The organism is Vitreimonas flagellata, from assembly GCF_004634425.1.
GTDB classification, from domain to species: Bacteria; Pseudomonadota; Alphaproteobacteria; order Caulobacterales; family Aquidulcibacteraceae; genus Vitreimonas; species Vitreimonas flagellata.
In genome coordinates this window covers 60,715-84,114 of the sequence record NZ_SBJL01000002.1, presented here as the reverse complement: position 1 = coordinate 84,114, position 23,400 = coordinate 60,715, and the positions used below count along the sequence as shown (strand labels likewise).

The 23,400-nt window shown below is 63.5% G+C and carries 25 protein-coding genes; 17 read left to right on the top strand and 8 right to left on the bottom strand.

Going from position 1 to position 23,400, the window contains the following annotated elements; all coding sequences use genetic code 11:
* Positions 1-35: 35 nt before the first annotated feature.
* The 3 genes from EPJ54_RS08475 to EPJ54_RS08465 form a co-directional block, all read right to left on the bottom strand.
* On the bottom strand, positions 36-1,808 hold the full coding sequence (locus tag EPJ54_RS08475; protein ID WP_135211287.1) for a bifunctional helix-turn-helix transcriptional regulator/alpha/beta hydrolase: 1,773 nt from the start codon (positions 1,806-1,808) through the stop codon (positions 36-38).
* 78 nt (positions 1,809-1,886) lie between these two features.
* Positions 1,887-3,278, bottom strand: a complete 1,392-nt coding sequence (locus EPJ54_RS08470; protein ID WP_167755645.1) for a sensor histidine kinase — start codon at positions 3,276-3,278, stop codon at positions 1,887-1,889.
* 11 nt (positions 3,279-3,289) lie between these two features.
* Complete coding sequence (locus EPJ54_RS08465; protein ID WP_135211285.1) at positions 3,290-4,012, bottom strand: response regulator; 723 nt, start codon at positions 4,010-4,012, stop codon at positions 3,290-3,292.
* A gap of 174 nt (positions 4,013-4,186) precedes the next feature.
* On the opposite strand from EPJ54_RS08465, the gene EPJ54_RS08460 reads away from it, so the two are divergent.
* From EPJ54_RS08460 to EPJ54_RS08435, 6 genes are all read left to right on the top strand, one after another.
* A complete protein-coding gene (locus EPJ54_RS08460) occupies positions 4,187-4,693 on the top strand; it encodes an EF-hand domain-containing protein (RefSeq protein ID WP_135211284.1) in 507 nt (168 codons plus the stop codon).
* A 312-nt stretch (positions 4,694-5,005) separates the two neighbouring features.
* The gene (locus EPJ54_RS08455) at positions 5,006-5,632 is read left to right on the top strand and encodes a hypothetical protein (RefSeq protein ID WP_135211283.1); all 627 of its coding nucleotides are present in this window, start codon (positions 5,006-5,008) and stop codon (positions 5,630-5,632) included.
* 121 nt (positions 5,633-5,753) lie between these two features.
* Positions 5,754-7,307, top strand: a complete 1,554-nt coding sequence (locus EPJ54_RS08450; RefSeq protein ID WP_135211282.1) for an efflux RND transporter periplasmic adaptor subunit — start codon at positions 5,754-5,756, stop codon at positions 7,305-7,307.
* Positions 7,307-8,020, top strand: coding sequence for an ABC transporter ATP-binding protein (locus EPJ54_RS08445; protein ID WP_135211281.1), 714 nt, complete (start codon positions 7,307-7,309; stop codon positions 8,018-8,020). Before EPJ54_RS08450 ends, EPJ54_RS08445 begins: the two co-directional genes overlap by 1 nt.
* Positions 8,004-9,242: an ABC transporter permease gene (locus EPJ54_RS08440; RefSeq protein ID WP_135211280.1), complete on the top strand. Its 1,239-nt coding sequence runs from the start codon at positions 8,004-8,006 to the stop codon at positions 9,240-9,242. Before EPJ54_RS08445 ends, EPJ54_RS08440 begins: the two co-directional genes overlap by 17 nt.
* A 52-nt stretch (positions 9,243-9,294) precedes the next feature.
* A complete protein-coding gene (locus tag EPJ54_RS08435) occupies positions 9,295-10,566 on the top strand; it encodes a TolC family outer membrane protein (protein WP_167755644.1) in 1,272 nt (423 codons plus the stop codon).
* Here the strand turns inward: EPJ54_RS08435 and EPJ54_RS08430 are convergent.
* Positions 10,563-12,107 carry a 2-isopropylmalate synthase gene (locus EPJ54_RS08430; protein ID WP_135211278.1) on the bottom strand — a complete coding sequence of 515 codons (1,545 nt, stop codon included), beginning with the start codon at positions 12,105-12,107 and terminating at the stop codon, positions 10,563-10,565. The two genes, EPJ54_RS08435 and EPJ54_RS08430, sit on opposite strands and share 4 nt — an antisense overlap.
* A 247-nt stretch (positions 12,108-12,354) precedes the next feature.
* On the bottom strand, positions 12,355-12,807 hold the full coding sequence (locus EPJ54_RS08425; RefSeq protein ID WP_135212077.1) for a DUF983 domain-containing protein: 453 nt from the start codon (positions 12,805-12,807) through the stop codon (positions 12,355-12,357).
* Between the two features lie 45 nt (positions 12,808-12,852).
* On the opposite strand from EPJ54_RS08425, the gene EPJ54_RS08420 reads away from it, so the two are divergent.
* A complete protein-coding gene (locus tag EPJ54_RS08420) occupies positions 12,853-14,241 on the top strand; it encodes an aminotransferase-like domain-containing protein (RefSeq protein ID WP_135211277.1) in 1,389 nt (462 codons plus the stop codon).
* A gap of 718 nt (positions 14,242-14,959) precedes the next feature.
* On the top strand, positions 14,960-16,117 hold the full coding sequence (locus EPJ54_RS08415) for a tyrosine-type recombinase/integrase (protein WP_135211276.1): 1,158 nt from the start codon (positions 14,960-14,962) through the stop codon (positions 16,115-16,117).
* Between the two features lie 168 nt (positions 16,118-16,285).
* Here the strand turns inward: EPJ54_RS08415 and EPJ54_RS08410 are convergent, their stop codons facing one another.
* Both EPJ54_RS08410 and EPJ54_RS08405 read right to left on the bottom strand, forming a co-directional pair.
* Positions 16,286-17,161 carry a S1/P1 nuclease gene (locus EPJ54_RS08410; protein ID WP_167755643.1) on the bottom strand — a complete coding sequence of 292 codons (876 nt, stop codon included), beginning with the start codon at positions 17,159-17,161 and terminating at the stop codon, positions 16,286-16,288.
* A 17-nt stretch (positions 17,162-17,178) separates the two neighbouring features.
* Positions 17,179-17,862, bottom strand: a complete 684-nt coding sequence (locus EPJ54_RS08405) for an SOS response-associated peptidase (protein WP_239590825.1) — start codon at positions 17,860-17,862, stop codon at positions 17,179-17,181.
* Between the two features lie 115 nt (positions 17,863-17,977).
* Here EPJ54_RS08405 and EPJ54_RS08400 point away from each other — a divergent pair, with 115 nt between their 5' ends.
* Positions 17,978-18,265: a hypothetical protein gene (locus EPJ54_RS08400; RefSeq protein WP_135211273.1), complete on the top strand. Its 288-nt coding sequence runs from the start codon at positions 17,978-17,980 to the stop codon at positions 18,263-18,265.
* 91 nt (positions 18,266-18,356) lie between these two features.
* A complete protein-coding gene (locus EPJ54_RS08395; RefSeq protein ID WP_135211272.1) occupies positions 18,357-18,635 on the top strand; it encodes a hypothetical protein in 279 nt (92 codons plus the stop codon).
* A gap of 9 nt (positions 18,636-18,644) precedes the next feature.
* On the opposite strand, the gene EPJ54_RS08390 is transcribed toward EPJ54_RS08395, so the two are convergent.
* Entirely contained in the window at positions 18,645-18,995 is a 351-nt protein-coding gene (locus EPJ54_RS08390; protein WP_135211271.1) for a hypothetical protein, read from the bottom strand.
* 284 nt (positions 18,996-19,279) lie between these two features.
* On the opposite strand from EPJ54_RS08390, the gene EPJ54_RS08385 reads away from it, so the two are divergent.
* From EPJ54_RS08385 to EPJ54_RS08365, 7 genes are all read left to right on the top strand, one after another.
* On the top strand, positions 19,280-20,014 hold the full coding sequence (locus EPJ54_RS08385; protein ID WP_135211270.1) for a LuxR family transcriptional regulator: 735 nt from the start codon (positions 19,280-19,282) through the stop codon (positions 20,012-20,014).
* Positions 20,015-20,127: 113 nt separating this feature from the next.
* On the top strand, positions 20,128-20,757 hold the full coding sequence (locus tag EPJ54_RS08380) for an acyl-homoserine-lactone synthase (RefSeq protein ID WP_135211269.1): 630 nt from the start codon (positions 20,128-20,130) through the stop codon (positions 20,755-20,757).
* Between the two features lie 9 nt (positions 20,758-20,766).
* Positions 20,767-21,678: a phytanoyl-CoA dioxygenase family protein gene (locus EPJ54_RS08375; protein WP_135211268.1), complete on the top strand. Its 912-nt coding sequence runs from the start codon at positions 20,767-20,769 to the stop codon at positions 21,676-21,678.
* Entirely contained in the window at positions 21,668-22,282 is a 615-nt protein-coding gene (locus EPJ54_RS08370; RefSeq protein WP_135211267.1) for a GntR family transcriptional regulator, read from the top strand. Before EPJ54_RS08375 ends, EPJ54_RS08370 begins: the two co-directional genes overlap by 11 nt.
* 97 nt (positions 22,283-22,379) lie before the next feature.
* Positions 22,380-22,511, top strand: coding sequence for a hypothetical protein (locus tag EPJ54_RS20230; RefSeq protein WP_275574749.1), 132 nt, complete (start codon positions 22,380-22,382; stop codon positions 22,509-22,511).
* Positions 22,512-22,565: 54 nt separating this feature from the next.
* Positions 22,566-22,706: a hypothetical protein gene (locus EPJ54_RS19800; RefSeq protein ID WP_167755642.1), complete on the top strand. Its 141-nt coding sequence runs from the start codon at positions 22,566-22,568 to the stop codon at positions 22,704-22,706.
* Positions 22,703-23,347, top strand: coding sequence for a lasso peptide biosynthesis B2 protein (locus EPJ54_RS08365; RefSeq protein WP_167755641.1), 645 nt, complete (start codon positions 22,703-22,705; stop codon positions 23,345-23,347). The genes EPJ54_RS19800 and EPJ54_RS08365 overlap by 4 nt, the downstream gene beginning before the upstream one ends.
* The last annotated feature ends 53 nt before the right edge of the window (positions 23,348-23,400 follow it).

Below are 23,400 nucleotides of genomic sequence, written 5' to 3'. Positions count from 1 at the left end.
TGATTTGGGGCGCGTGGAGCAATCCGCGCGCTCCTTCATTTGAGTGCTGCTAGGACCGCGTGCGGATGGCTGAGATGCACGAAGCGGCCGGCCTCAGCGATTGTCTCGAACCGCGCGCCCGGTAGGCGCGGACGCCAATAGCCGAGCATGTCATCGACATGGTGCAGGGGATCGTGTGCGCCAAGGAGCACGGTCCAATTCGAAGCATCAACGAGTGCTGGCGCGTCGATGCCGTCTGCATATGCGCGCTGCTCGGCGATGAAGCCAGAGAGACGACCGGTCGCGAACAGCATCACGGCGCGATGATAGTCCGCCAATTCACGCTCGTCTTCGAATACAGCCAAATCCGGTGGGCTTGAGCGCATCGAGGCGCGCATCAATTGGGTGACGCGCTTCGGCGTCGCCTGCGCGCTGATGATGCGCGCAAATTTCTCGATGAAGTGCGGGCGCCGCCATACGGCGTGCTTGGCGGCGCCCAGAACGCCTTCCCGCTTCGATTGTGCGTCAATCACGGTATCCGGATTGAGCGCGATCACTCGGCCGCAGGCCTCAGGATAGAGATGCGCGAACGCAAGTGCAGCGTGTGCGCCACCGCGTGCGACGATGTCGATGCGGGGGAGGTCGAGCAGGTCGCACAGGCGCTTCATGTCGTGCGCGGCGGTGCGAAAGGGATCGGGATCGTCCTCGCGCATATCGCTGAGACCGAAGCCCGGCCGGTCGATCGCGAGCGGGCGATAACCGGCGGCTTGTAGCGCGCGCACGAGACTGCGTGCGGGATGCCGCGTGGTGGCGCTCGAATGCACGATCAGCACGGGATTGCCGCTGGGCGGGCCGAAATCGCTGAGCGCGATGCGCCCGCCGTCGACACGCGAGATGAGGCGTAGCGGCTCGCCATGCACCGCATCGCTCCAAACGATGTTTGCAGGCGCCTGCGGCAGCAGGGATGCGGCGAACGCCTCGGCCGCGACGCGGCTCACTTGCGGCGCTGAGGAGACGCCAAGCGCGATGAACACACGCTCGAACACATCTTTGGCCACGGACTCCGAAAGCCCCGCGGCCGCTGCCGCTTCGCTGCGTGTGTGGCCTTCGGAAAGCAGAAGCGCCAATTCGGCTTCGCGCGCCGATAATCCAAAAATATCGCGCAAGGCTCGGGCCGCGCCGTCACGATCGGCGGGGAGATAGCCAGCTTGTTGCGTCAGGAGCGATACGAGTTCGCTTTGCCGCGCGGCGCCCGCTTTGCGCAGGCACGCCGCGATCGCGTCGCGTGCGGACGCGTAGCTCATGCCGCAGGCGCCAGCCGCGCGCGGCAATGTGCCGTGACGCACAAGTGCCGCCGCGACGCGCGCTTCGCGCTCGGTCATACCATGTGCGCGCGCCGCACTGAGCAGAATGTCCCCATCGTGTGCGAGTGAAATCGCGACGACGACGACCTGACCAGCTTCAACGCGGCGGCCCTCGACATAAGCTTCGCCATCGCGTGCAGGCAGATAGACCAACACCAGCGGTTGGCCGTTGATGTCGGATGCGGCCGTGGAACGTGGTGCGCCAGAACTGCGCGTGGTCGCGACTATAGCGGGGTCGATCGCATCGGCCGGCGCCCAATCAGCAAAATGCGCATCGCACCACAGGTGCGCGCCATTGGCGCCGACGATCGCGACCGCAATCATTGAACGCGCCAACAACGGCCATGCTTGTGTTTCGGCGACCGTGTCCGCGAGATCGTAAGTCGCCGCGCGACCGGGATTGGCGATCCAAGCGTCCACGATGGAATCCGCTGTGGGCGGCCGGGGTGGGTCTTGGGTCGTCATGGTCGAACCGCGATGCCATAGCGGGCGCGGCTTGTCAGTGTCGTAGATGAATGGCGCGCAAAGTTCCGTGTGGGGACCTTAGGCGGGCAGCATCAATTTGGCGCTGAAGCCGCCGCCAGCGCGATTTTCGAGCACGAGACTGCCGCCATGCGCCTCGGCGATGGCTTGCGCGATCGCAAGGCCTAGGCCCGCACCGTTCGGGGCGCCGCTGCGCGCGGAATCGGCGCGGAAAAAGGGCGCGGAGAGCTTCTCCAACTGATCCGCCGCCACGCCAGGACCGTTGTCGCTTACCTCAACCACGACATGCGCGCCATCGCGATAGACGCGCATGACACCGCCGCCCGCATATTTGGCCGCGTTCTCGGCCAGGTTGCGCGCGGCGCGCGCGATTTCACTGGGGCGGCATTCGGCCATCACCGCATCCGGCGCCTCAGCGCTGATGTTGATGCCGATGTCCTGCAATTCGCCACATAACGTGCGCGCGATCTCGGCCAGATCGACGTTCATACGCGCTTCTTCGCTGGCGCCCGCGCGGGCGAGCGAGAGCGCTTGCTCGGTGAGCGTTTCCATCTCGGCGACAGAGGCGAGTAGCCGCTGGCGTTCGCTTTCATCCTCAATCAATTCAGCGCGTAGCCGTATCGCGGTGATCGGCGTGCGCAGGTCGTGGCTCAACGCCCAAAGCATTTGGCGCTGGCGATTGAGTTGGTGACCCAGGCGTTCAGCCATCGCGTTAAAGGCGGTAGAGGCGCGACGCACGTCATCGGGGCCGCTCACAGGGGCGGTGACATTGGCCTGGCCGGAGCCGAGTGCACGCGCTGCTGCGGCGAGGTCCGCCAGTGGGCGCCCGATTTGGCGCGAGACGAGGGCCGCGCCAACGCCGACCACGATCACGGAGACGATTGCCGCCGCGAGCACGCTGAGCGGCGCGGGACGCGGGCCGGGCAGGTGGGCGCGCACATTGAGCCAAGAGCCTTCCGAGAGCTGCACAGCGAGGCGCACCTCGGTGGCCTTCACGCGCGGCGCATCGGGCGGCGGCTCACGCTCGAAGCCGGCCTCTCGGCGTGGACGGTCAGGCGGCGGACCGTCGTCGTTGCGCATACGGAAGCGTCGTGAGGTGCTTTCGACGATCAGCGTCTGCGCCCAGACTTGCGTATCCGGCAAACGCTCAGCCACGCCGCGCGCGATGCGTGCGCCCGTGCCGCCGCCAATGCCGCCGCTCACGTCCGGCGTCTCCGCGACCTCGTAGCGGATCGCGTAGTCGCGGATGGTGTCCACCAGCACACGCCGCTCAGGGATGCTCGCTTCGCGCAAACGCTCGGCGGTGAACGCAACGCGCTCGATCACGCCGGTCTCGGCCGCACGCCGCAGCGCGGCGCCGCGCTCGTTGGCGTAGATGCCGAAGGCGATGCCGTACGACAGCAGCACGGCGACGATGGTGACGAGCACCATGCGACCGGTCAGCGTATTCAACGGATTGAACTTCACGCCTTTTCGACCGGCGCCGTGAACACGTAGCCGCCGCCCCAAACGGTCTTGATCAGCTTCGGGGTGCGAGCGTCCGCTTCGATCTTGCGGCGCAAACGGGAGACTTGCGTATCAACGGCGCGATCGAACACATCGGAGCCGCGGTCAAATGCGAGGTCGAGCAATTGATCGCGCGTCAGCACCACTTTCGGGCGCTGCAAGAACGTCAGTAGCAAACGATACTCGCCGGTGCTGAGCTCATGCGTGTTGCCATCGACGTCGACGAGTTCGCGCTCGGCGATCTTCAATGTCCATTTGTCAAAGCGCATGGCCTCGCCCGTCGGCGCCTCGACATTCGGGGGCAGTGAGTGCGTGCGACGCAGAACGGCGTCCATGCGCGCCATGAGTTCGCGTGGGTTGAACGGTTTCACCACGTAATCGTCGGCGCCGACTTCCAAGCCGATGATGCGATCGAGGTCCTCAGCGCGGGCCGAGAGCAGGATCACTGGAATGTGATTGGTCTCGCGGATATGGCGACAGAGCGAGAGGCCATCCTCGCCCGGCATCATGATGTCCAGGATAACGAGATCGATCCGGTTTTCCTTGATCGCCTTGCGCGCAGCTTCGGCGCTTTCGACAGCGGTCGCGCGCCGGCCGTTCTTTTTCAGGAACTGCGCCAGGGATTCGCGGATCTCGCGATGGTCGTCCACGACCAGGATATGTGGGTCCTCGGGGGCCATGGGAGTTGATGTGCGCTCGGTTTTGGCAAAAATCTACCAGGCGCCCTTGCCGGACTTGTGCCAAACCTTGGCGCCGCGCGAGGGTGGACACATTTAGGCAAGAACAAAGCCCGCGCCGCCACATGGCCGCCTTGGTCGGCAGTGCAGATGCGGCGCTTCATTAGGGGACAATGCATGCGTTTGAAGACATTGGCGATGAGTGCGGGCGCGGCCTTGGCGCTGACGGCGTGCGCAAGCGGCGGCTCCAGCTCTGGCCCGACGCGCGAGCCGATCCGGGCGCTGATGTCCGCCGATGCGTTGATGTTCGTGAGCTTCGATGCCGATGGCGATCTCGCGGTGAGCGCCGCTGAGATTGAGGCCGGCATCGGCCGCGAATTTGCGCGCGCTGACGCGAATAGTGACGGCTCGATTGCGCCGATCGAGTTTCAGAATTGGTCCAACCAAGTGCTCGGCGGCACGCAAATGGGCCCATATCGCTTGGATTTCGACCGCAACGTCGATAACACGATCACGCGCGAAGAATTCGAAGCTGAAGTGCGTGGCCGCGTGAGTGATTACGATGAAGATCAAAGCGGCACGCTCGCCCGGCGCGAATTCGTGCGTCTGATCGGGCAGGCGCGCCCGCCTGCCGAACGCCGGCCTGAGCAACAGCCCGGCGCGATGACGCGGCCGAACGGCTGACACGTTTTGGCGCCAGTGCGTGGCGTTCGCGTAAAACCTTAAACTGAGGAACGCGCTAGGTTTGGATCACTCAAGAGCGCTCGCCTCCCGCGGCGGTCTTGGGTCCGGAGGCGCCGTTACACCCTCCCCCCAGAGCGGCGTCTCTATGAGACAGCGGCCGGCGCTAGCCCCCCAGCGCCGGCCGTTTTTCTTTTGGTTCCCCCGACAAACTTTGTCGCAGGCGCGACCAACGCGCGAAACAGCCGCGTTTTAGAACAACAGGGAGAGGGAATGCTTGGCCGGCTCCGGTCGGCCTGAAGGAGAAGTACCCATATGCGTAAGATCTTGTTCGCCGCCGCTGGCTTCGCGGCGCTGGCAGGCGCCGCCGGTTTTGCGATGGCGCAGGATGGCGGCCCGCCCGAGCGCGGTCCGCGCGGCGTGTTCGCGCTCGACGCCAACAATGACGGCACGCTAACGCGCCAGGAATTCGATGCGGGCCGCGCGGCGGAATTCACCCGCCTTGATGCAAACCGTGACGGCCAGCTGGCCCGCGAAGAAATGCGCGCAGGCCGCGAGCACCGCGGCGGTCGTCATGGTCGCGGCGGCGGCATGCATCAGCTGACACGCGCGGACGCCAACAATGACGGCAATATCACGCGCGACGAATTCCTCGCGCGGCCGCTCGAGCACTTCAATCGCCTCGACGCGAACCGCGACGGCGTGATCCAGGCGTCGGAGCGTCCGCAACGGCCAGAACGTGGCGAGCGTCCCGAGCGTGGCGCGCGCGGCGATCGCCCGGAACGCCAGAACTTTGATGCGAACAATGATCGCCAATTCTCACGTGCCGAGTTCGACGCGATGGGCGCGTCCATGTTCCAGCGTCTCGACGCCAACAGCGACGGCCGCGTGACGCAAGAAGAGGCGCAGGCCGCCCGTCCGCCCCACCGCGGTCGTGGCTAGAGCCGGCGGACGCGGCCGGGCGAAAGGCTCACGCCCGGCCGCGTCATTTTTCGTTTGTAAGACGTCGTAAAAGGGGAGGCGCCTTGCCCGGGCGGCAGGGGTCGCCAGATCAGAGGTCAGCATGTTCGCGGACTTGAAGCAGAAGGTTCAAGAGCTCTGGGCTAGGCGCCCTGGCTTCTTGCGGGGGCGGTCGCTTTGGGTCGTCGGCGGCGTCGTGGTCGCGGCGCTGCTCGCCTGGAATGTGTTTGGCGGCAAGAGCGACGAAGATCCTTATCGCACGGCCGAAGTGAGCACAGGCGCTATCACGCGCGTTGTTAGCGCAACCGGTACGTTGCAGCCGCTTGTCTCGGCAAACGTGGGCGCAACAGTGTCGGGGCCGATTACGGAAGTGCTGGTCGATTTCAACAGTCAGGTGCGCGAAGGCCAAGTGCTGGCGCGGCTTGACCCGACGCCGTTTCAGCAACGCATCGTGCAAGCGCAAGCGACCTTGGCGCAGCAGCAAGCGCAACTCGCGGTCGCGGAATCTGACTATCAGCGTTACGTGCTGCTCCAGCAGCGCGGCTTCGCTTCAGAACAATTGATGTCGCAACAGCGTGCAGCGCGGGATACGGCGCGCGCGGCTGTGGCGCAGGCGCAAGCGCAAGTGGCGACAGCGCGCACGGATTTGGATCGCAGCGTGATCCGCTCGCCGATCGATGGCGTTGTGGTGGATCGGCAAGTGAACGTGGGCCAGCCGGTGGCGTCGAGCCTGCAAGCGGCGACGCTGTTCGTGATCGCGCAGGATTTGTCGCGACTTCAGGCCAACATCACCGTGGATGAAGCCGACATTGGCGATGTGCGTGAAGGGCAGAGCGTGCGCTTCACGGTGGATGCGTTTCCGGATCGCGAGTTCGAAGGCCGTGTGAGCCAAGTGCGCCAGCAGGGCGTCGCTGAATCTGGCGTGGTGAGCTACACAGTGGTGGTCGAAGCCGACAATCCGGGGCGTCAATTGTTGCCGGGGATGACCGCGAACGCCGAGATCGTGCTGGAGCAGCGCGAGAATGTGTTGCGCGTGCCGAACACGGCGCTGCGTTTCCGTCCGGCTGATCCGGACCTGGTCGCGCAAGGCCAAGCTCTGATGGGCGGCGGCCAGGGGCAACGTCGTGGCGCGGGCGGTGAAGCGCAGGCGCAACAGCCTGGCTCTGGCGGTGGTCGCGGTGAAGGCGGTGGTCAGGGCCGTGGCGGGCGCGGCGTGACGCAAATTGCGGAAACGCTGCAGCTCAACGACCAACAACGCGCGGCGGCGCAAACGGCGTTCGAGAACGCGATGGCGTCGATGCCGCGCGGCGAAGGCGGTGGCGATCGGCGGGCGGCGATGCGGCGCATCCGCGATCAAGTGATCCGCGAGATCGAACCAACGCTTTCGGCCGAGCAGCAACAATTGCTGGCGCAGATGCGCGCAGGCGGCGGGCCGCGCCAGGAGGTGAGCCGACAGGCCGTCGTTTGGGTATTGCGCAACAATCAGCCGACACCGGTCCTGGTCGAGATTGGCGTCGCCGACAATTCCAACACTGTGCTGCACAGCGGTTTGAACGCAGGTGATGAAGTCATCATCGGTGGCGGGCCGCAGGCGGAGGTCCGTCAACAAGGCGGCATGGGTGGCCCAGGCGGCGGCGTCCGCATCCGGGGCACGTGATGAGCGCGCTGATCGAAGCTCGCGATTTGGTGAAGCTCTATCGCATGGGCGACGAGACCGTGCATGCGCTGGACCGTGTGAACTTCATCATCGCGCGTGGCGAGTATTGCGCCATCGTGGGCCCTTCAGGCTCAGGCAAGTCGACTTTGATGAACATCATCGGCGGCCTCGATACGCCGACCAGCGGCCGCATCGCGATCGCCGGCAACGACATCGGCGCGATGAGCGACGACGATCTGGCTGTCTTCCGCAACCAGACCATCGGTTTCGTGTTTCAGAGCTTCAATCTGCTGCCGCGGCTGACGGCGTTGGAGAACGTCGAGCTGCCCATGATCTATGGCGGCATAGTACCGAAGGAGCGCCGCGAGCGCGCGGCGGAATTGCTGACGCGGGTGGGCCTGGGCGCACGCATGGGCCACAAGCCGACGCAGCTCTCCGGCGGTCAGCAACAACGTGTCGCGATCGCGCGGGCGCTGGCGGGTAGGCCGTCGCTGATTCTGGCCGACGAACCCACCGGCGCGCTCGATACCAATACCGGCATCGAAATCATGGCGCTGTTTCGCGAACTGAACAGTGAAGGCGCGACGATCGTGATCGTGACGCACGACCATGAGGTCGCGGCGCAAACCAAGCGGACGATCGAGATGCGCGACGGCCATATCGTCTCGGATTCAGTCAACGGGCAGGAGGCGCGCCATGATGCGCACGTCTGACCTTATCGCCAGTGCTGGCCGCGCGCTCCGTTCTAATCCGTTGCGCTCGGCGCTGACGGCGCTCGGTGTGATCATCGGCGTGGCGTCGGTCGTGGCGATGGTCGCGCTCGGCTCTGGCGCGCAGGCGCAAGTGGAGCGCTCGATCGCAAGCCTTGGTTCGAACCTTCTGATCGTCGTGCCTGGCGCGCAGCGCAGCGGCGGCGGCGTGCGTGCACAAGCCGGCGGCGGTATGGGCTGGGATACGCTCACCATCGATGACGCGGCTGCAATCGCGCAACTCGAAGGCGTCGCGGTGGTGGCGCCCTCGCAGCGCGCGCGCACGCAAGTGATCGCCAACGGTCTAAACTGGAATCCCCAAGTCGAGGGCGTCACACCCAGCTATCTCGAAGCGCGTGATTGGGAGATTTCGTCGGGCCGGATGTTCGACGAGTCAGAAGAACGCCAAGCCCGTCGCGTCGTCGTGCTTGGCGCGACGGTGGCGAACGAACTCTTCCCGAACCTTGATCCAGTCGGCCAGACGGTGCGTATGAATGGCGGTGCGTTCGAAGTGATCGGCGTTCTGGAATCGAAGGGGCAATCCGGCTTCGGCGCCGACCAGGACGATATCGTTCTGGCGCCTTTGACAACGGTGAAGCGGCGTATCTCCGGCCGCCGCGGGCGCGGTGATAGCGTCAGTCAGATTTCGGTGAAGGCGCAGAATGAGGACGTGCTCAGCGCGCTGCAGGAAGATGTCGAGACACTTTTGCGACAGCGCCACCGTACGCGCGAAGGCGAAGACGATTTCACCGTGCAGAATTTGAGCTCAATCACCGAGACGGCGGCGCAGACGACGCAGGTTTTCACCTACCTTCTTGGGGGAATTTCGGCGGTGTCGCTGCTCGTCGGTGGGATCGGGATCATGAACATCATGCTCGTCAGCGTAACTGAACGGACACGTGAGATCGGCTTGCGGAAAGCGCTTGGCGCCCGTCAAGGAGACATCCTGCGCCAGTTCGGGCTAGAAGCCGTGACGCTTTCCGTGGCGGGTGGGATTATTGGTCTCATATTGGGCGTGGCCGGCGCCTGGTTAATGACCTCTTTGTTTACACTGCCCTTGGTAATCTCCCCCTTGAATGCGGGCTTGGCGATCGCTTTTTCGGGATTGGTTGGTGTTCTGTTTGGCGCCTACCCGGCATGGCGCGCAGCGCAGCTCGATCCGATCGAAGCGCTGCGTCGGGAATGATGAGGAAGAACTTCTCATGCGGACTTTGATGGTTTCCCTCTTGGCGCTGAGCATGGCGACCGGACCGGCGGCGGCGGATACGCTGACGGAAGCGATGGTTGCGGCTTCGGAATCAAATCCGACGCTGGCGGCGCAACGCCAACGCCTGAACGCTACTCGTGAAGCATTGCCGCAAGCTTGGGCGGCGGCGCTGCCTCAGATTTCGGTTTCTGGCTCGGCGAGTGCGAGCGATCGCGATTCCGATAATCCGGCGCTTGAAGGCGACCGCACTGAAACCTGGTCAAGCTCGGCGAACGTCTCGCAACTTTTGTTCGGCTCGGGCCGGGTCGTTGCCTCGACGCGCGCGGCGCGGGCTCAGATAGCGGGCGCCGTGGCGGACTACGAATTGGCCTCGCAAACGCTGCTGCTCGACGTGACGCGCGCTTATGCCGATGTTCGCCAAGCGCAAGCCGTGGTCGCGGCGCGTGAAACGACGGTGTCGAACCTCACGCGCTTGTTCGAATACGCGCAGGCGCAATTCGATGCGGGCGTGGTGACGCGCACAGACGTTGCACAATCGCAAGCGCGTTTGGCGCAGGCGCGCACGCAATTGGTGCAAGCACAGGGCGCGATGGCTGCAGCCGTGCAAGCCTACCAACGTTTAGTTGGCCGTCCGCCATCCAATCTCACGCCGCCCGCGACCACGCCGGGTCTGCCGAGCGATCTGCAAACGGCGCTTGATCTCTCGGTCGATAATTCGCCGGTGCTGATCAGCGCGATGGCTGACACCCGCTTGGCTGATGCGAACGTCGATGCGGCTGCCGCGCAGGGGCGCATGAACGTGACGTTGGAAGCGGGCAGCTCGATTGGCGCAGATTTCGATGACGATGACTCGGAATCGACCACCGACAGCGTCGGCGTCCGCGTCTCGATCCCGATCTTCCAAGGCGGCGCGATCCGCTCGCGTACGCGCGCGCAACGTGCGTTGCGCTCGGCGTCGAACCTCGATCTCGCCGCCGCCCAACGCGGCGTGCAGGAGAGTGTCACCAACGCGTGGACGGGTCTTGCCTCAGCCCGCGCCGCGGTGGATTCCGCGCGCGAGCAAGTGCAAGCCGCCGAGCTTGCTTACGAAGGCGTGACGCTGGAGCAGGAGACGGGCCTACGCTCAACAGTCGAAGTGCTCGATCAGGAAGCAGATCTGCTGGCTGCGCGCATCGCGCTGGCGCAGGCTGAGCGCGATCTGGTCGTCGCGGAGCGTCAGATGCTGGCGTCCGTCGGTATCCTTTCGATCCCGTCGCAAAGCGGCGGGATCATCGAGGACCAGGACGGGCTGCGCGGCCGCTAAGCTGCGCTGTGCTGTGCTGAAATCCGCGCGCTGCCGAGCGCATTCAGCCGATTGAGCGCGGCCACATAAGCCCGCGCGCTCGCCACCAACGTATCCGCATCCGACGCGCGCGCTGACGCGGAACGCCCGTCAGCGGAGAGCCGCACACTCACGATCGCTTGCGCGTCCGTGCCTTCAGTGACGGCGTGCACTTGATAGAGCTCAAGATCCGCCTCGTGGGGTGCGGCTTCCTTGATGGCGTTGAAGATCGCATCGACTGGGCCGTTGCCGCGGGCGGTCTTCCAGACGGGTTCGCCATTGATGGTGAGATCGATCTCCGCTGTCTGAGGACCTTCAGTGCCGGCGACAACGCGTAGGCGCGAGACTTGGATCGCGTCATCGCCGTGAGCGATCTGATCGTCCACCAACGCGACGATGTCCTCATCGAACACATGGCGCTTGCGGTCGCACAATTCCTTGAAGCGCTGGAAGGCGTCGTTCAACGCATTGTCCGCGAGCGTGTAGCCCAGCTCTTCGAGCTTCTTCTTGAACGCGTGCCGCCCCGAGAGCTTGCCCATCACCAAGCTCGTAGCGCCCTGGCCCACGTCTTCCGGACGCATGATCTCATACGTTTCGGTGTGCTTCAGCATGCCGTCTTGGTGGATGCCGCTTTCGTGGCTGAACGCGTTCTTGCCGACGATGGCTTTGTTGAACTGCACTGGGAAGCCGGTCACGCGCGCCACGGTTTGGCTGACGCGCATCAGCTGCGGGCTATCGATATTGGTTTGATAGGGCAGGTCGGCGCCGCGCACGCGGAACGCCATAACGATTTCTTCGAGTGCTGCGTTACCGGCGCGCTCGCCGAGGCCATTGACCGCGCACTCGATCTGACGCGCGCCGCCTTGCACGGCCGCGATCGAATTGGCGACGGCGAGGCCCAAATCATTATGGCAATGCGCCGAGAAGATCGCCTTGTCAGCGCCCGGCACGCTTTGGATCAAATCGCGGAAGAGGTCGCGATACTCGTCCGGGAATGAATAGCCGACCGTGTCGGGAATATTGATCGTCGTGGCGCCGGCGCGGATCGCGGCTTCGACGCAGCGCTTCAAGAAATCGCGCTCGGTGCGCGTCGCGTCCTCGGCGCTCCATTCCACGTCATCGGTGAATTTGCGCGCGAGCGTCACCGAGGCCGTAACGGCGTCGAGTACTTGGTGTGCTTCCATGTTCAGCTTGTGCTTGCGATGGATCGGCGAGGTCGAGATGAAGGTGTGGATGCGGAAGCGCTTGGCGCTTTTGATCGCTTCGGCGCAGCGCTCGATGTCCTTCGGGCCAGCGCGCGAGAGGCCGCAGAGCACAGCGTTTTCCAAAACCGCGCCGACGGCGCGGACGGATTCGAAATCGCCATTGGAAGCTGCGGGAAAGCCCGCTTCGATCACATCGACGCCCATCGCGTCGAGCTGGCGGGCGATCTCGATTTTGTCGGCCATCGTCATGGCCGCGCCGGGCGATTGTTCGCCGTCGCGCATGGTGGTGTCGAAGATGCGTACGTGGTCGTGTGTCATGGCCCTGGCCTTGGGAATTTGAGTGCGGTCGGAAGCTTTGATCCCCAGGGCAGGCCGCGAATGCAGCCGGTCTTACGCCCTGGGGCCGCTAAGGCTCAGGAGGCAAAGGCTTGCTGGAAGCAGGGGGCGAAAGCCGCTCATGCGGCAGTTTCTACCTGAATGAGCGTCGTGGGGCAATATTATTGCCGAATTTTCGCACTGGCCTCGAAGTATGGGGCGAATTTGCCCACGATCGGCTCAAGACTGCCTAGCGTTTGCGCTTGGCGTAGCGCCGGCGGCAATCCTCGCACTGGCAGGGCTCCGACGAGACAGGACCTGCCAGCACGCCTTCGCCGGCCTTGTAGAAATATTGCGAGTTCACCAGCCAGCCCTTGATCGGCACGAGCAGCGCGATCGAGGACCAGAGCACGACGACGCCGACGACCAGTAGGAGCAGCCAATCGGGCATGTGCAAGAAGGCCTGCAGGATGAAGAGCAGGCCCACAGCCAGGAAGCTCGTGATCGACATCACAAAGAAGGCGGGGCCATCGGCGGGGTCGGCGAACGAGAAATCCAGTCCGCACTTGTCGCATTTGGGCGCGAGCGTCAGCAGGCCGAGAAATAGCTTGCCCTCGCCGCAGCGCGGGCAGCGGCCGCGAATGCCGGTGTAAGCTGGCGAGCGCGGGTCAAGTTTGACCAGGGGGAGCTTCAACACATCCATACAATCGCCTCTTGCGAATTGCATACAATTTCATAAAGTGTATGCATGTCCAACCTAAAAGCCAATGTGTCGCCGCGCCGCACGGCAAGCGCCCGCGATGGCTGGATCGCGCGGCTGAAGGCGCAGCCGGGCGAGGGGCCAAAATATCTCTCGATCGCCCAGGGTTTGGCGGCGGCCGTGGAAGCGGGCGAACTCGCGCCAGGCGATCGATTGCCGCCACAGCGACGTGTGGCGGAGGCGTTGGGCTGCGATCTCACCACGGTGACGCGCGCTTATGCGCAAGCGCGCGAGATGGGGCTGCTCGATGGCGAAGTGGGGCGCGGCACGTTTGTGCGCGGCGCGGCTTCGCCCACGGGGCCAATTATCGATCTCAGCATGAATTTGCCGCCGCCTGCTGGCGACGAAAGCTTGCGCGACCTGATTGGGCGCGGCCTCGCGGCGACTTTGAAGAACAACGATCCGGCGGCCTTGATGAATTATCGCTCCGGCATGGGTTCGCTGCGCGACAAGCGCGCCGCCGCTGCGTGGTTGCAGCCCTTGCTTGGCGATGTTGATCCCGCGTGCATTTGCGTCGCGCCCGGCGCGCAGGCGGCGCTGGCAGCGTTGTTGCCCATGCTCTCGCGCGCCGGCGACACGGTGCTGGCGGAGCCCTTCACTTATCCCGGCTTCCTCGCCATCGCGCGCTTGCTTGGCGTAAGCGTAGCGGCGCTGCAATTCGATGACGAAGGGCCGTTGCCGGACGCGCTGGAGGTGCAATGCAAAAGCACGCGGCCGAAGGCGATCTATCTCAATCCCACGCTGCAAAATCCGACGACGCGTACGATTGCCGCAGCGCGGCGCGACGCCATTATCGCGATTGCGCGCAAGCATGATCTCACCATCGTCGAAGACGACGCTTACGGTCGGTTCGCGCCGAACGTGACGCCGCTCGCGCGCTTGGCGCCGGAGCGGGTGATCTATGTGAGCACGCTCGCGAAATGTCTCTCGCCCGGCCTGCGCACGGCGTTTGTGGTCGCGCCGCCGGCGCTTTGCGTGCGAGTCAGCGAAGCGCTACGCGCGGCGTTTCTCATGCCCGTGCCGCTGCTCTCGGACATGGCTGTGCATTGGATCGAGAGTGGCGTGGCGCAGCGCCTGTTCAATGCAATCGCCGCCGAGAGTGCTGCCCGCATGAAGCTCGCCCGCAAAATATTGCCCGCGCGCGCACGCGGCGGGGCAGGCGGCTTTCATCTCTGGATGTCGCTGCCACCCGGATCGAGCGCGCAAGCTTATGCAGCGGCGGCGCGCGCGCAGGGCGTGGTGGTTGTCGCATCGCAAGACTTCGCCGCCGAAGCAGATACAGAACCGAGCGTCCGCATCTCCCTAGGCGCCCCGCCCGACCGCGAAACCCTTGCACGTGGCCTCAACGCGCTGGCGGACTTGGAGAAAGACGCTTGACTGGCGGCGCGCGCGCTATGATCAGCCCGGCCGCGTGAATTCCAGCGCCTGGCTGGCGCGCTTCTCCCGCTGCGGAGGGCGATGTGACTCCGTCGATCGGCGTTGATTTTGGCGCCACGAATACGGGTCGCGACCACCATTAATGCGCAGGGCCAACCAGAAGCCTTTCGCTTTGCGCATGGCGATGAGGCGTTCGACGCCTTCCGCTCTGTGCTTTGCTTTTGGGAAACGCGTGACGATGAGGTGCGGCGCACCAATGTTGAGGTCGGCCCGTGGGCAATCGAGTAATTTCTCGAACTGGCGGGCGAGTGCCGCTTCATCCAATCGTTCAAGACGATTCGAAACCGGCGACCAATTGGTCTCGATCGTGTACGGGTTGGCGCTGATCGCGCAAAAACAAGATATTAGTCGTTGGGCTGCGTAAGGGCTGGAGCGGGCGGGGGGAATCGAACCCCCGACATTCAGCTTGGGGATCGTTCCAGAGTGATATTCACAACTTGCCGCGCATCGTCATAGCTTGCGGATTCCCTTGTAAATCAAGCGTTTTGCTTGTCGCGCGATTTTTCGCGCTGTAGCGTGTTTTCACGCGCGGTGCCGACCAGGTGCCGACCACAAAGGACGTGAGAGCTGCAATGCCTATCGCCTCACTCACAAAACGTGGTGTGGCTTCGCTTCCGACCGTTTCGAAGCGAACGATATTTTATGACCGGGATATCGGATTTCGCCGGCGTCAAAGCGTGCGCAAACGTCGTCGTCTTCATGGCTCGTTGAGTATCGCGTGGGCGGCGGCCGTTCGGCACGCAAGCGGTGCATTGTGATTGGTGACCTGACCAAGCTTGATCCCGATCAGGCGCGCCGCGAGGCAAAGGCTGTGCTTGCGCGCGTGCAATTGGGCGCCGATCCGGCCGCCGAAAGAGAGCGAACAAGAAGGGCCGAGTGCGTCGGTGATCTCGTCGAGAGTTACATCCGCGATCATGTCGCCGTGAAGCGCAAGGCGACAACGGCTCGAAATCTTCGAAGCCTTGCGAAACGACATCTGCCTGCGCCGATCGCGAGCCGCAAGGTGGACGCCCTGCATCGTGCGGACGTTTCAAGGATGCATGCGCGCATTGGTGAAAAGCAGCCCGAGATCGCCAACCGGACGCTTCAAATGCTGCGGGCTGCCTACAATTGGGGGATCAGGCACGGCTTGCTCGAAGACGAGTTCCGCAATCCATGCACCTTCATTGAGCCGTTTAGAGAACGAGGACGCGAACGCTACCTGACGTCAGAGGAATTTGCTCGTCTGGGTGATGCTTTGCGGCTCGCCGAGACAAGTGGTCTGCCCTGGGACCCCGATCCTGCTAAGAATGTGAAACACGCGCCTAAACCCGACAATCGCTTGGTGGTCTGCGACGCTTGGTCGATCGCAGCGATCCGATTGCTGATCTTTACGGGCTGCCGCATGCGCGAAATTCTGAACCTGCGATGGCGGGAAGTGGATCTTGAACGCGGGATATTGCTGCTTCCGGACTCCAAGACTGGCCGCAAGACTGTGATCCTGGCTTCGACCGCGATTGAAGTGTTGCGCACTTTGGAGCGCGTTGGGGATTATGTGATCCTTGGCGCCGATCCGAAGGCGCCACGCGCTGATCTCAACCGTCCGTGGGCGCGGATACGTAAGTACGCCAAGATTGAAGACGTGCGCTTGCATGATTTGAGACACACGTTTGCGAGTATTGGCGCAGGAAGCGGTCTCGGTCTGCCGATCATTGGCAAGCTTTTGGGACACGCGAGTGTGGCGACCACACAGCGCTACGCGCATCTTGCTGATGATCCGCTTCGGCGCGGCGCCGACGTCATCGCGGCGCGAATAAAGTTGGCGTTGGAGGGGTAGCGCGCGCTTGAGTGCGAATCCGCGCTGTGGCCATTTTCATTTTTCCCGATTTTTTCCCGATCAGTTTCTGTGAGCATGCGAGCTCGCCGTCGCGCCTTCCTAACGCTGCTCAAATTGTGTCAGGGGCTTTAGCAATATCGGCCACCATACTGCCGAGGCGCTCGCAGTTCACTGCAGCGCGCGGTTCAGCACCATCGCGAGGCGCACCGAGGCCTTGGCCAATTGCTCGCGGATGATGGGCGCGGCCGCGCGGACGTAACGCTGGTCGACGTCTACGGGCAGTTCAGGCGCTTGCCCGCAGCGCAACGGTTCGGGCCAGCGCGCATAGATGAATTCAACCGCGACTCTATGGGATTCAGCCGCCCACGCTCGCGCGTCTTCTTGCGCATAGGCGCCGGCGTGCTCCGCGATGTCCATCTCGATGGCGGGGCGCGCGGTGTCGCCTGGACCGTACGCCGACCGCAGAAGCACGCTGTCCCAGATTCCGTGGAGCGTGTTCGGTCGCGAGGAGCCGTCTTCGGTCCGGTATGTCGCCTGGCCTTCAAAGATCACCCGCACGTCGTTACCGCCGCGATCGCCATTGTCCGATGCGTGCAAGGGTTGATGGATGTCGCCGATGAAGTGGACCAAGCGAGCAAGGGCGCGCACGCGTTGTTGGTCGCTCGCTCGGCCATCGCGCAAGGTCCGCTCAGCGCGCTCAATCGCGCGGGTGGCGCAATTGCCGTTCGGGCAATCGAAAGGCGGCGCGGTCTCGCAGACAGGGATGTTGTCATAGTGCCAGGGCGATTGATTGGCGTAAGCGCGAATGCCGCGCACGCAATCGGACCAGGTGGATAGCGTTTCAACTGAATCGATGGTGCAGCCGGGGCTTGGATCGGCTGCATCCGCAGCGATCAGGCGATCGACCTCCGCGCGCGCCGTCGGTGTCAGACGTTCATAGGCGATCCGGGCAATGAGGCGATGACCTTCGCCGCCCCAAGCGTGCGCCTCATCCGTCGTCGTGGCCATCACAAGCGCCACGATCACAAAGATCCATTTCAGCATCGATGATTCACCCGCACTCACTTGATGTAGGCGCCGCCGTAGGCGCTGGCCTCGTCCGCGTCGAGCACTTCGAGCGCGTCGTTCGCGACCGGCCGTGCCTGGATATCCGCGACGGCCTCCGCCGGCGCCGACAACCATTCCTGTTGCGCCTCAGGTCCGATCAACACGACCGGCATCGCCTTCGCGTGGATAGGACGCACGATGTCGTTCGGCTCCGTGGTCAGAAAGCTGAACAGGAGATGCTTGCCTTCGTTCGGCTCTTTTTTCGAGCCGTAATCGCCTGTCCACGAACGCCAGATTCCAGCAAACATCAGCATGCTGCGGTCGGGCGGCGCAAACCATCGGATCTGCTTTGCGCCCTTGGGCGATGCATCGTCGTATTCGCTAAAGGCGGTGAACGGCACGAGACATCGATGCGCGGGACCGAGGACCGGTCGCCAATGCGGACTGGCGACGTTGCGGATGTTCGTCACCGGCGCGCCGCCGGTGCTCGCAGGACCAGGAAGCCCCCAACGCATGCGCGTCCATCCAAGCGAGCCATCTTCGCGCTTGCCGATCACTGGCGCCACGCTCTTCGGAAAGACTTCGAGCACCGCGTTGCCGAGCAACGGATTGATGTGCGTCTCGCTCCACTCGTCGAAGCCCCAATATTCGCGCTCCAATCCGGCTTTGCGAACCTCGGACGCATAACGATTGCACACGCGCGCTCTCCTGCCGCGTGATGATAGGCGCTTCTCCCCAAGCGCGCGCCACCTTCGCATTGACTCCGGAACAAAGCAAGAACATTATTGCTTGCCTGGAACGATGGAGAGGGCATTGGACGAGGCAGGCTTTGATCAGCGCGTCTTTGATGAAGACGAGGAGGCGCAGGTGAAGGTGGCGCTGGAGCAGGCGTATCTGATGCGCCCCATGCGCAGCGCTTGGCGCTACGATCCAAAGGACGCGCCGAACGGCAAGCCCATGTGCGCACACGAGGTCAATTCCATTCGTTTGATCATCGCCCAACGCGACGACGACGAATGGTGGCTCATCACGCGCGACGGCGAATTGCAGCCCCTCGAGGGCATCGCCATGTGGGCGCCGCTCGAATCCGCGCTCGGATGAAAAGTGGTTTGGTACAGTTCGCGCGAGCGCGGCGCGCTTGGGCCTGGACACCTCGCTCGGCATTTCGGTCTCTTGCACCAGATGCAATCACATGGCGCGCATCCGGCTCGATGTTGCGCTGCGTTTGTGGGGCGAGCGCAGCTTCTACCTGGATATCACCCGCGACTTGCGCTGCTCGCGCTGCGGCGCGCGCGCGGCATCCACGCAAACCATCGCTGATCCCAGGCCACCTTGGGTCATCGCCCAAGATCCGGACGCCGGATTCTTGATGGGACCAAAATATCCGATCATCGACCCGAAACTCGCGCCGGCAAGCGTCCAGGTGCGGCAGAAGGGGTGGACCGGCTCAATGCCACTGATCCTCGATTAGCCTGGTCGCTCAGCGTCCAAGCATGGGCGGCAGTTTCGGCTTGGGCGTTTTCGTCGGCGCGCGGCTCCGCATCAACTGCTTACGAATGTCGAGATGGAACTCCATCGCCTTTAGCTGTTCGCGCCAATTGGAAGAAAATGCGAGCACGTTGCGCGCGCGTGTTTCGGCTAGTCCAAGTCGCTGCAATTCGCGCGCGCGGGTTTTCAAGGCGCGCGTGATGTGCGGATCGCGATCGGGCGCCCGGATGCGAGCGATGCGAAGCGCGCCGTCCTTATCGATCTGTGGTTCGAGCAGGGTGTCCAGCCGAGTCGGGCGATGGGCGCGCGCTTCCTTTTCGGCGCCGCATGCGCTGGCAGGCACAAGGCTACGGAAGCAAACGCAGACCTTTGTCCGCGCAGCATAAAGTTTGGGACGCCTCGCCGAGGCGAGCGTGAGCGCCCCTGGCCACAGGGCCCGCACGCGGGCGCGTTTCAATCGTCGCGTGTAGGTTGTGCACTCCGGATGCCTCCGGGGCGTGAGCGGTCAAACCACCGAAAATATTCTAGAAAATTTCCGGATAAGGTTCTCAAAAGTGTTGCAAACGCCCGAACTTCCGTTTGAGGTAACGGCAACTACAGGTTGGAGGATAAAGATCGGAGGCGGGCGTGAACCGGGGAAAGCTCAATTGGGGTTTCGCGGAGATGTGCGATCGTGCGCAATCCCTGGGCGAACTCGAAGAGATATTCTTGGACGAGATACGGCGTCTCGGGTTCATCTACGCTGCGTGCGCCAGCCACGTCGATCCTCTCAGGCCCCCGGAAGGGGCGGTCATGATCCTCGATTATCCGCGCGCATGGGTGGAGCATTTCAGCCAGGAAGGTCTGGCGCGTCGCGATCCCGTCTATCTCACCGCGCGCGTACAGAGCGCGCCGTTCTGGTGGTCGGATAAGAAGTTCAGGCGCGGTCTCGCGCCAGACCAGATCGCGATACTGAATGAGGCCGCCGAAGCGGGGTTGCGTGATGGCTTCACCATTCCACTGCATGCGCATGATGCGCTGCCTGCATCGTGCTCGCTCATCCTGGGGCCAGACGACATAGACCCGCTCGCGCCCGCCCAGGCGCAATGGTGCGCGACTTTCACGCATGAGGCCGCGCGAAGATTGCTGGTGAAAATGCGCGAGCCACGTAAGCGCACGCTGACTACGCGCGAGCGCGAAGTCGTCGAATACGTCGCCCGGGGCAAGACCGATATCGAGATCGGCATCATCCTCAATCTGTCGCACCATACGGTGCACAATGTGGTGCGCCGGGTCATGCAAAAGATGGGTGTGATCAATCGCACGCAAATGTTTGCGCGCGTGCTTCGTCAAAGAGAAATCATGCTGGAGGACGTGACATGAGGCCGGGCGCACGCGCGGCCGGATCTCGTCAATAGGCACGAACGTGCCTCTTTCGCTGAACCGGGCAACGCGCAATTGGCATGCGCGTCTGAGCCAAGCGGGAGAGCGAGCCAATGATCCATATCGTGAATGCCGAAAACCGGCGCCAGTTTTTCCACGCACTGAAGCAGATGCACCTTCAGCGCAAGAAGGTGTTCATCGACCAGATGGGCTGGCGGCTCGAGCATATCGCCGGCGTTGAGATTGATTGCTACGATGCCGAGGACGTCGTCTATCTGCTCGAAGCGGATAATCCGCGTGCGCCGGTGACCGGGTCGGCGCGTCTGTTGCCGACGGATCGTCCCCATCTGCTGGGAGAAGTGTTTGCCTGCCTCTGCGACGAGGCGGCGCCGTCAGGTCCGACTGTCTGGGAAGCGACGCGGTTTTGTCCGGCGCCAGATATGCCGAAAGGCGCGGCGCGGCATGCGCTGCTGAACCGCATCATTGGCGCCATCATCGAAACGGGTCTTCTGTTTGGCATAGAGCGCGTCACGTTCGTTGCCAGCGAAACGCTGGCGCCCCTCGCAGAGCAGGCAGGCTGGAGCGTCCGGCCCCTGGGCCCGCCCAAAAAAATCGGCCGCGAGCGGCTGCGCGCCTACGTCGCCGAAATCGATAGCGAAGGGCTGAAACGGGTGCGCGCGCGGCTCGGCTCAAGCGGACCGCTGACGCGCTTTACCCCCGGCCAAACCGTGCAAGCGGCGTAGGGGGAGATCATGCACGTCCAAACGAACGTGACGCCGTTTCCAAACCAGCGCGATGCTGAACTCGCGCACGACATCGCAAATCTGGAGCGCGATGGATATCTGATCCTCGCCAACGAATTGACGCCGGCGCAGACCGATCGCCTGGCCGTGGAGTTGGACCCATGGATCGCCGCGACGCCGCGGTGTGTGGGCGATTTCTACGGTTGGAATACGACGCGCGTCGCGGGGTTGCTCTCCAAAGCGCCGATGGTGCAGCACCTGGCGCTCAACCCGCGTATTCTGGCGATTGCCAACGCACTGATGGCGCCACATTGCGACAGCATCCAACTCAATCTGACGCAGGCGACGCGCGTGCATCCCGGCGAGCGTCTGCAGGCGCCGCATCGCGACGAAGAAATGTGGCCGGCCGAAAAGCACGGTGCGCATTGGCTCTTGAACGTCATGTGGGCGGTCGACGACTTCACTGAAGAGAACGGGGCGACACGGCTGTGGCCAGGCTCGCATCATGCGCAACTGCCCCGCGACGCCGATGTCCGCAATTCGATTGCCGCGGAAATGCCGCGTGGGTCCGCCTTGCTTTTCCTTGGCTCGCTCACCCACATGGCCGGTCAAAATCAGAGCACGCATGCGCGCACGGGCGTCATCGTCTCCTACTGCCTCGGGTGGCTCAAGACATACGAAAACCAATTCCTCGCCTATCCGCGCGATGTCGCGCGCTGTTTTCCCGAACAGCTGCAGCGCCTCATCGGCTATCAGATGCACCGTCCCAACCTCGGGGGCTGGGAAGGGCAAGACCCGATCGCCTATCTTGAGGATGAGCGCTCGCCACAGCCGCACAAGGATGCCCTGACGCCCGAGATCGCCGCCGAGCTCAGATCGCTTTACGACGACGGCAATGCGCGTGTGAAGGATGGCGGCTGATCAGAAGGCCAATGAGCGCGCCTATGTCGGTCTGAAGGCGGCGATCTTGTCAGGCGATCTTCGGTTGCGCCAGCGGCTCGACATCGAGAAGCTTGCGCAGCGCTTCGAAGTGAGCGCAACGCCTGTGCGTCAGGCCTTGGCCATCCTTGCTTTCGAGCGGCTGGTTTCGGTGCATTCCTCACGCATCTATCACGTCGCGTTCTGGTCGGAGGCTGAGCTTCATCATCTTTATGCGTGGCGTGGCGATCTCGCGCGATTGGCGCTTCAGACCTATCAACCGAGCCCCTTTGTCCAGCCTGACGAAGATCCGCGGGACTATGTGGCGTCCTATGCGAGGGTGATGGCGCACATTGAAGTGAGCGCCAATCCAGAACTCCATCGCTGTACGCGGGGGGTGGACGATCGGTTACATGCGGCCCTGCGCGTGGAGATCGAAGTTCTCCAGGACGCGGCCAAGGAAATGCGTGCGCTTTTGGCTTTGTTGCGTCACGGGGGCCCGCCGCTCAGGGCAGCGCTGCGGAGATTCTTTCGCAGGCGCGCAGACGCGAGTGCGCGCATTCGCGCCCTGGCGCATGCGCGCGCGCTGCCTCGCAACGGCGATTAGCCGATTCCAGAAGAAATATTCACCGAGATATCCCGCCAAATCGCACGCGTTTGGTCATGCTCGTTCTGTCGACACTATGTCGGCAAGGAGAACGAAAATGCGTGAAGACACCAAGACCTTTGAGCAAGACGCGATCGTCGATCTCGGCGCGGCGACGGAAGTCACGCAGGGCACGTTCCTGCGTCAGGAAACGGAAGCCGTGGTGATCAAGGATCATTACGAGCCGTAATCGCCGGTGCGTCCGAAAGGGCGCACGTCCTTCCCCAAAAAATGGAGCTGCAACATGCGTGGAGAAAACATGCCGCGGACCGCGCCCGAACCGGCCATCGTCGAACTCGGAGCGATCACCGAACGCACCTTGGGCGATCTCATGCCCAACGCGTGGGAGAGCCCGGTGCTCAAAGACCTCTACGACCCACAATGAGCGCAGACGGCGGCGCGCCGCATGGCGCGCTGCCGGATCGCGCGTCTCCCGTGCATCCGGCGGCGCATGTACGCCATGTCACCATCGGCAAAGATACAATTGTGCTGGATTTGCGTAGAGACCGATATCTCTCGGCGCCGGCGGACCTGTTCGAGGCGCTGTGCGCAGGGCGGATCGCGCCGCACGAGGCCCCTTTAGGGCAGCAATTGATCGCGCAAGGCCTGCTCACGACGGATGACGTACAGGCCGCTCCCGACGCAACGGGGCCGATCGTTATCGGGCTACACTTCGTGGCGTCGTGCTTGTGGGCGCAACAGCGCGTGAGGACGCGCCGCCTCGATCTGGCGCTTGAAGACCTCTCCACGATGCGAGTGAAGACGCCAGACGACGCGAGCGCTCGCGCGGATCGCGTCGAATGCTTCCGGGAGATGCGGCCCTGGTATCCCAAGCGACCAGTTTGCCTGTTCGATTCTCTAGCGCTCATGCACTTCCTGTTGAGCGCAGGGCATCGCGCCGAACTCGTGCTGGGCGTACGCACCGAACCATTTGCGGCGCATGCGTGGGTGGAGGCCGATGAGCGCATCCTGAATGACGAGCCGCTCTATTGCGCGTCGTTCACTGAAATCCTGCGGGCGCCATAATGCATCGCATTGTCGGCTTACGGTGGCGGCCCGGAGATTATGAGAGCCGACAA

Excerpts from the sequence above, each read along its gene's own strand:
- EPJ54_RS08465 (WP_135211285.1), bottom strand. The coding sequence starts at position 4,012 with ATGGCCCCCGAGGACCCACATATCCTGGTCGTGGACGACCATCGCGAG.
- EPJ54_RS08375 (WP_135211268.1), top strand. The coding sequence starts at position 20,767 with ATGCACGTCCAAACGAACGTGACGCCGTTTCCAAACCAGCGCGATGCT.
- EPJ54_RS08475 (WP_135211287.1), bottom strand. The coding sequence starts at position 1,808 with ATGACGACCCAAGACCCACCCCGGCCGCCCACAGCGGATTCCATCGTG.
- EPJ54_RS08370 (WP_135211267.1), top strand. The coding sequence starts at position 21,668 with ATGGCGGCTGATCAGAAGGCCAATGAGCGCGCCTATGTCGGTCTGAAG.
- EPJ54_RS08380 (WP_135211269.1), top strand. The coding sequence starts at position 20,128 with ATGATCCATATCGTGAATGCCGAAAACCGGCGCCAGTTTTTCCACGCA.
- EPJ54_RS08420 (WP_135211277.1), top strand. The coding sequence starts at position 12,853 with ATGTCCAACCTAAAAGCCAATGTGTCGCCGCGCCGCACGGCAAGCGCC.
- EPJ54_RS08445 (WP_135211281.1), top strand. The coding sequence starts at position 7,307 with ATGAGCGCGCTGATCGAAGCTCGCGATTTGGTGAAGCTCTATCGCATG.
- EPJ54_RS08395 (WP_135211272.1), top strand. The coding sequence starts at position 18,357 with ATGGCGCGCATCCGGCTCGATGTTGCGCTGCGTTTGTGGGGCGAGCGC.
- EPJ54_RS08440 (WP_135211280.1), top strand. The coding sequence starts at position 8,004 with ATGATGCGCACGTCTGACCTTATCGCCAGTGCTGGCCGCGCGCTCCGT.
- EPJ54_RS08410 (WP_167755643.1), bottom strand. The coding sequence starts at position 17,161 with ATGCTGAAATGGATCTTTGTGATCGTGGCGCTTGTGATGGCCACGACG.
- EPJ54_RS08455 (WP_135211283.1), top strand. The coding sequence starts at position 5,006 with ATGCGTAAGATCTTGTTCGCCGCCGCTGGCTTCGCGGCGCTGGCAGGC.
- EPJ54_RS08430 (WP_135211278.1), bottom strand. The coding sequence starts at position 12,107 with ATGACACACGACCACGTACGCATCTTCGACACCACCATGCGCGACGGC.
- EPJ54_RS08460 (WP_135211284.1), top strand. The coding sequence starts at position 4,187 with ATGCGTTTGAAGACATTGGCGATGAGTGCGGGCGCGGCCTTGGCGCTG.
- EPJ54_RS08435 (WP_167755644.1), top strand. The coding sequence starts at position 9,295 with ATGGCGACCGGACCGGCGGCGGCGGATACGCTGACGGAAGCGATGGTT.
- EPJ54_RS08425 (WP_135212077.1), bottom strand. The coding sequence starts at position 12,807 with ATGGATGTGTTGAAGCTCCCCCTGGTCAAACTTGACCCGCGCTCGCCA.
- EPJ54_RS20230 (WP_275574749.1), top strand. The coding sequence starts at position 22,380 with ATGCGTGAAGACACCAAGACCTTTGAGCAAGACGCGATCGTCGATCTC.
- EPJ54_RS19800 (WP_167755642.1), top strand. The coding sequence starts at position 22,566 with ATGCGTGGAGAAAACATGCCGCGGACCGCGCCCGAACCGGCCATCGTC.
- EPJ54_RS08450 (WP_135211282.1), top strand. The coding sequence starts at position 5,754 with ATGTTCGCGGACTTGAAGCAGAAGGTTCAAGAGCTCTGGGCTAGGCGC.
- EPJ54_RS08365 (WP_167755641.1), top strand. The coding sequence starts at position 22,703 with ATGAGCGCAGACGGCGGCGCGCCGCATGGCGCGCTGCCGGATCGCGCG.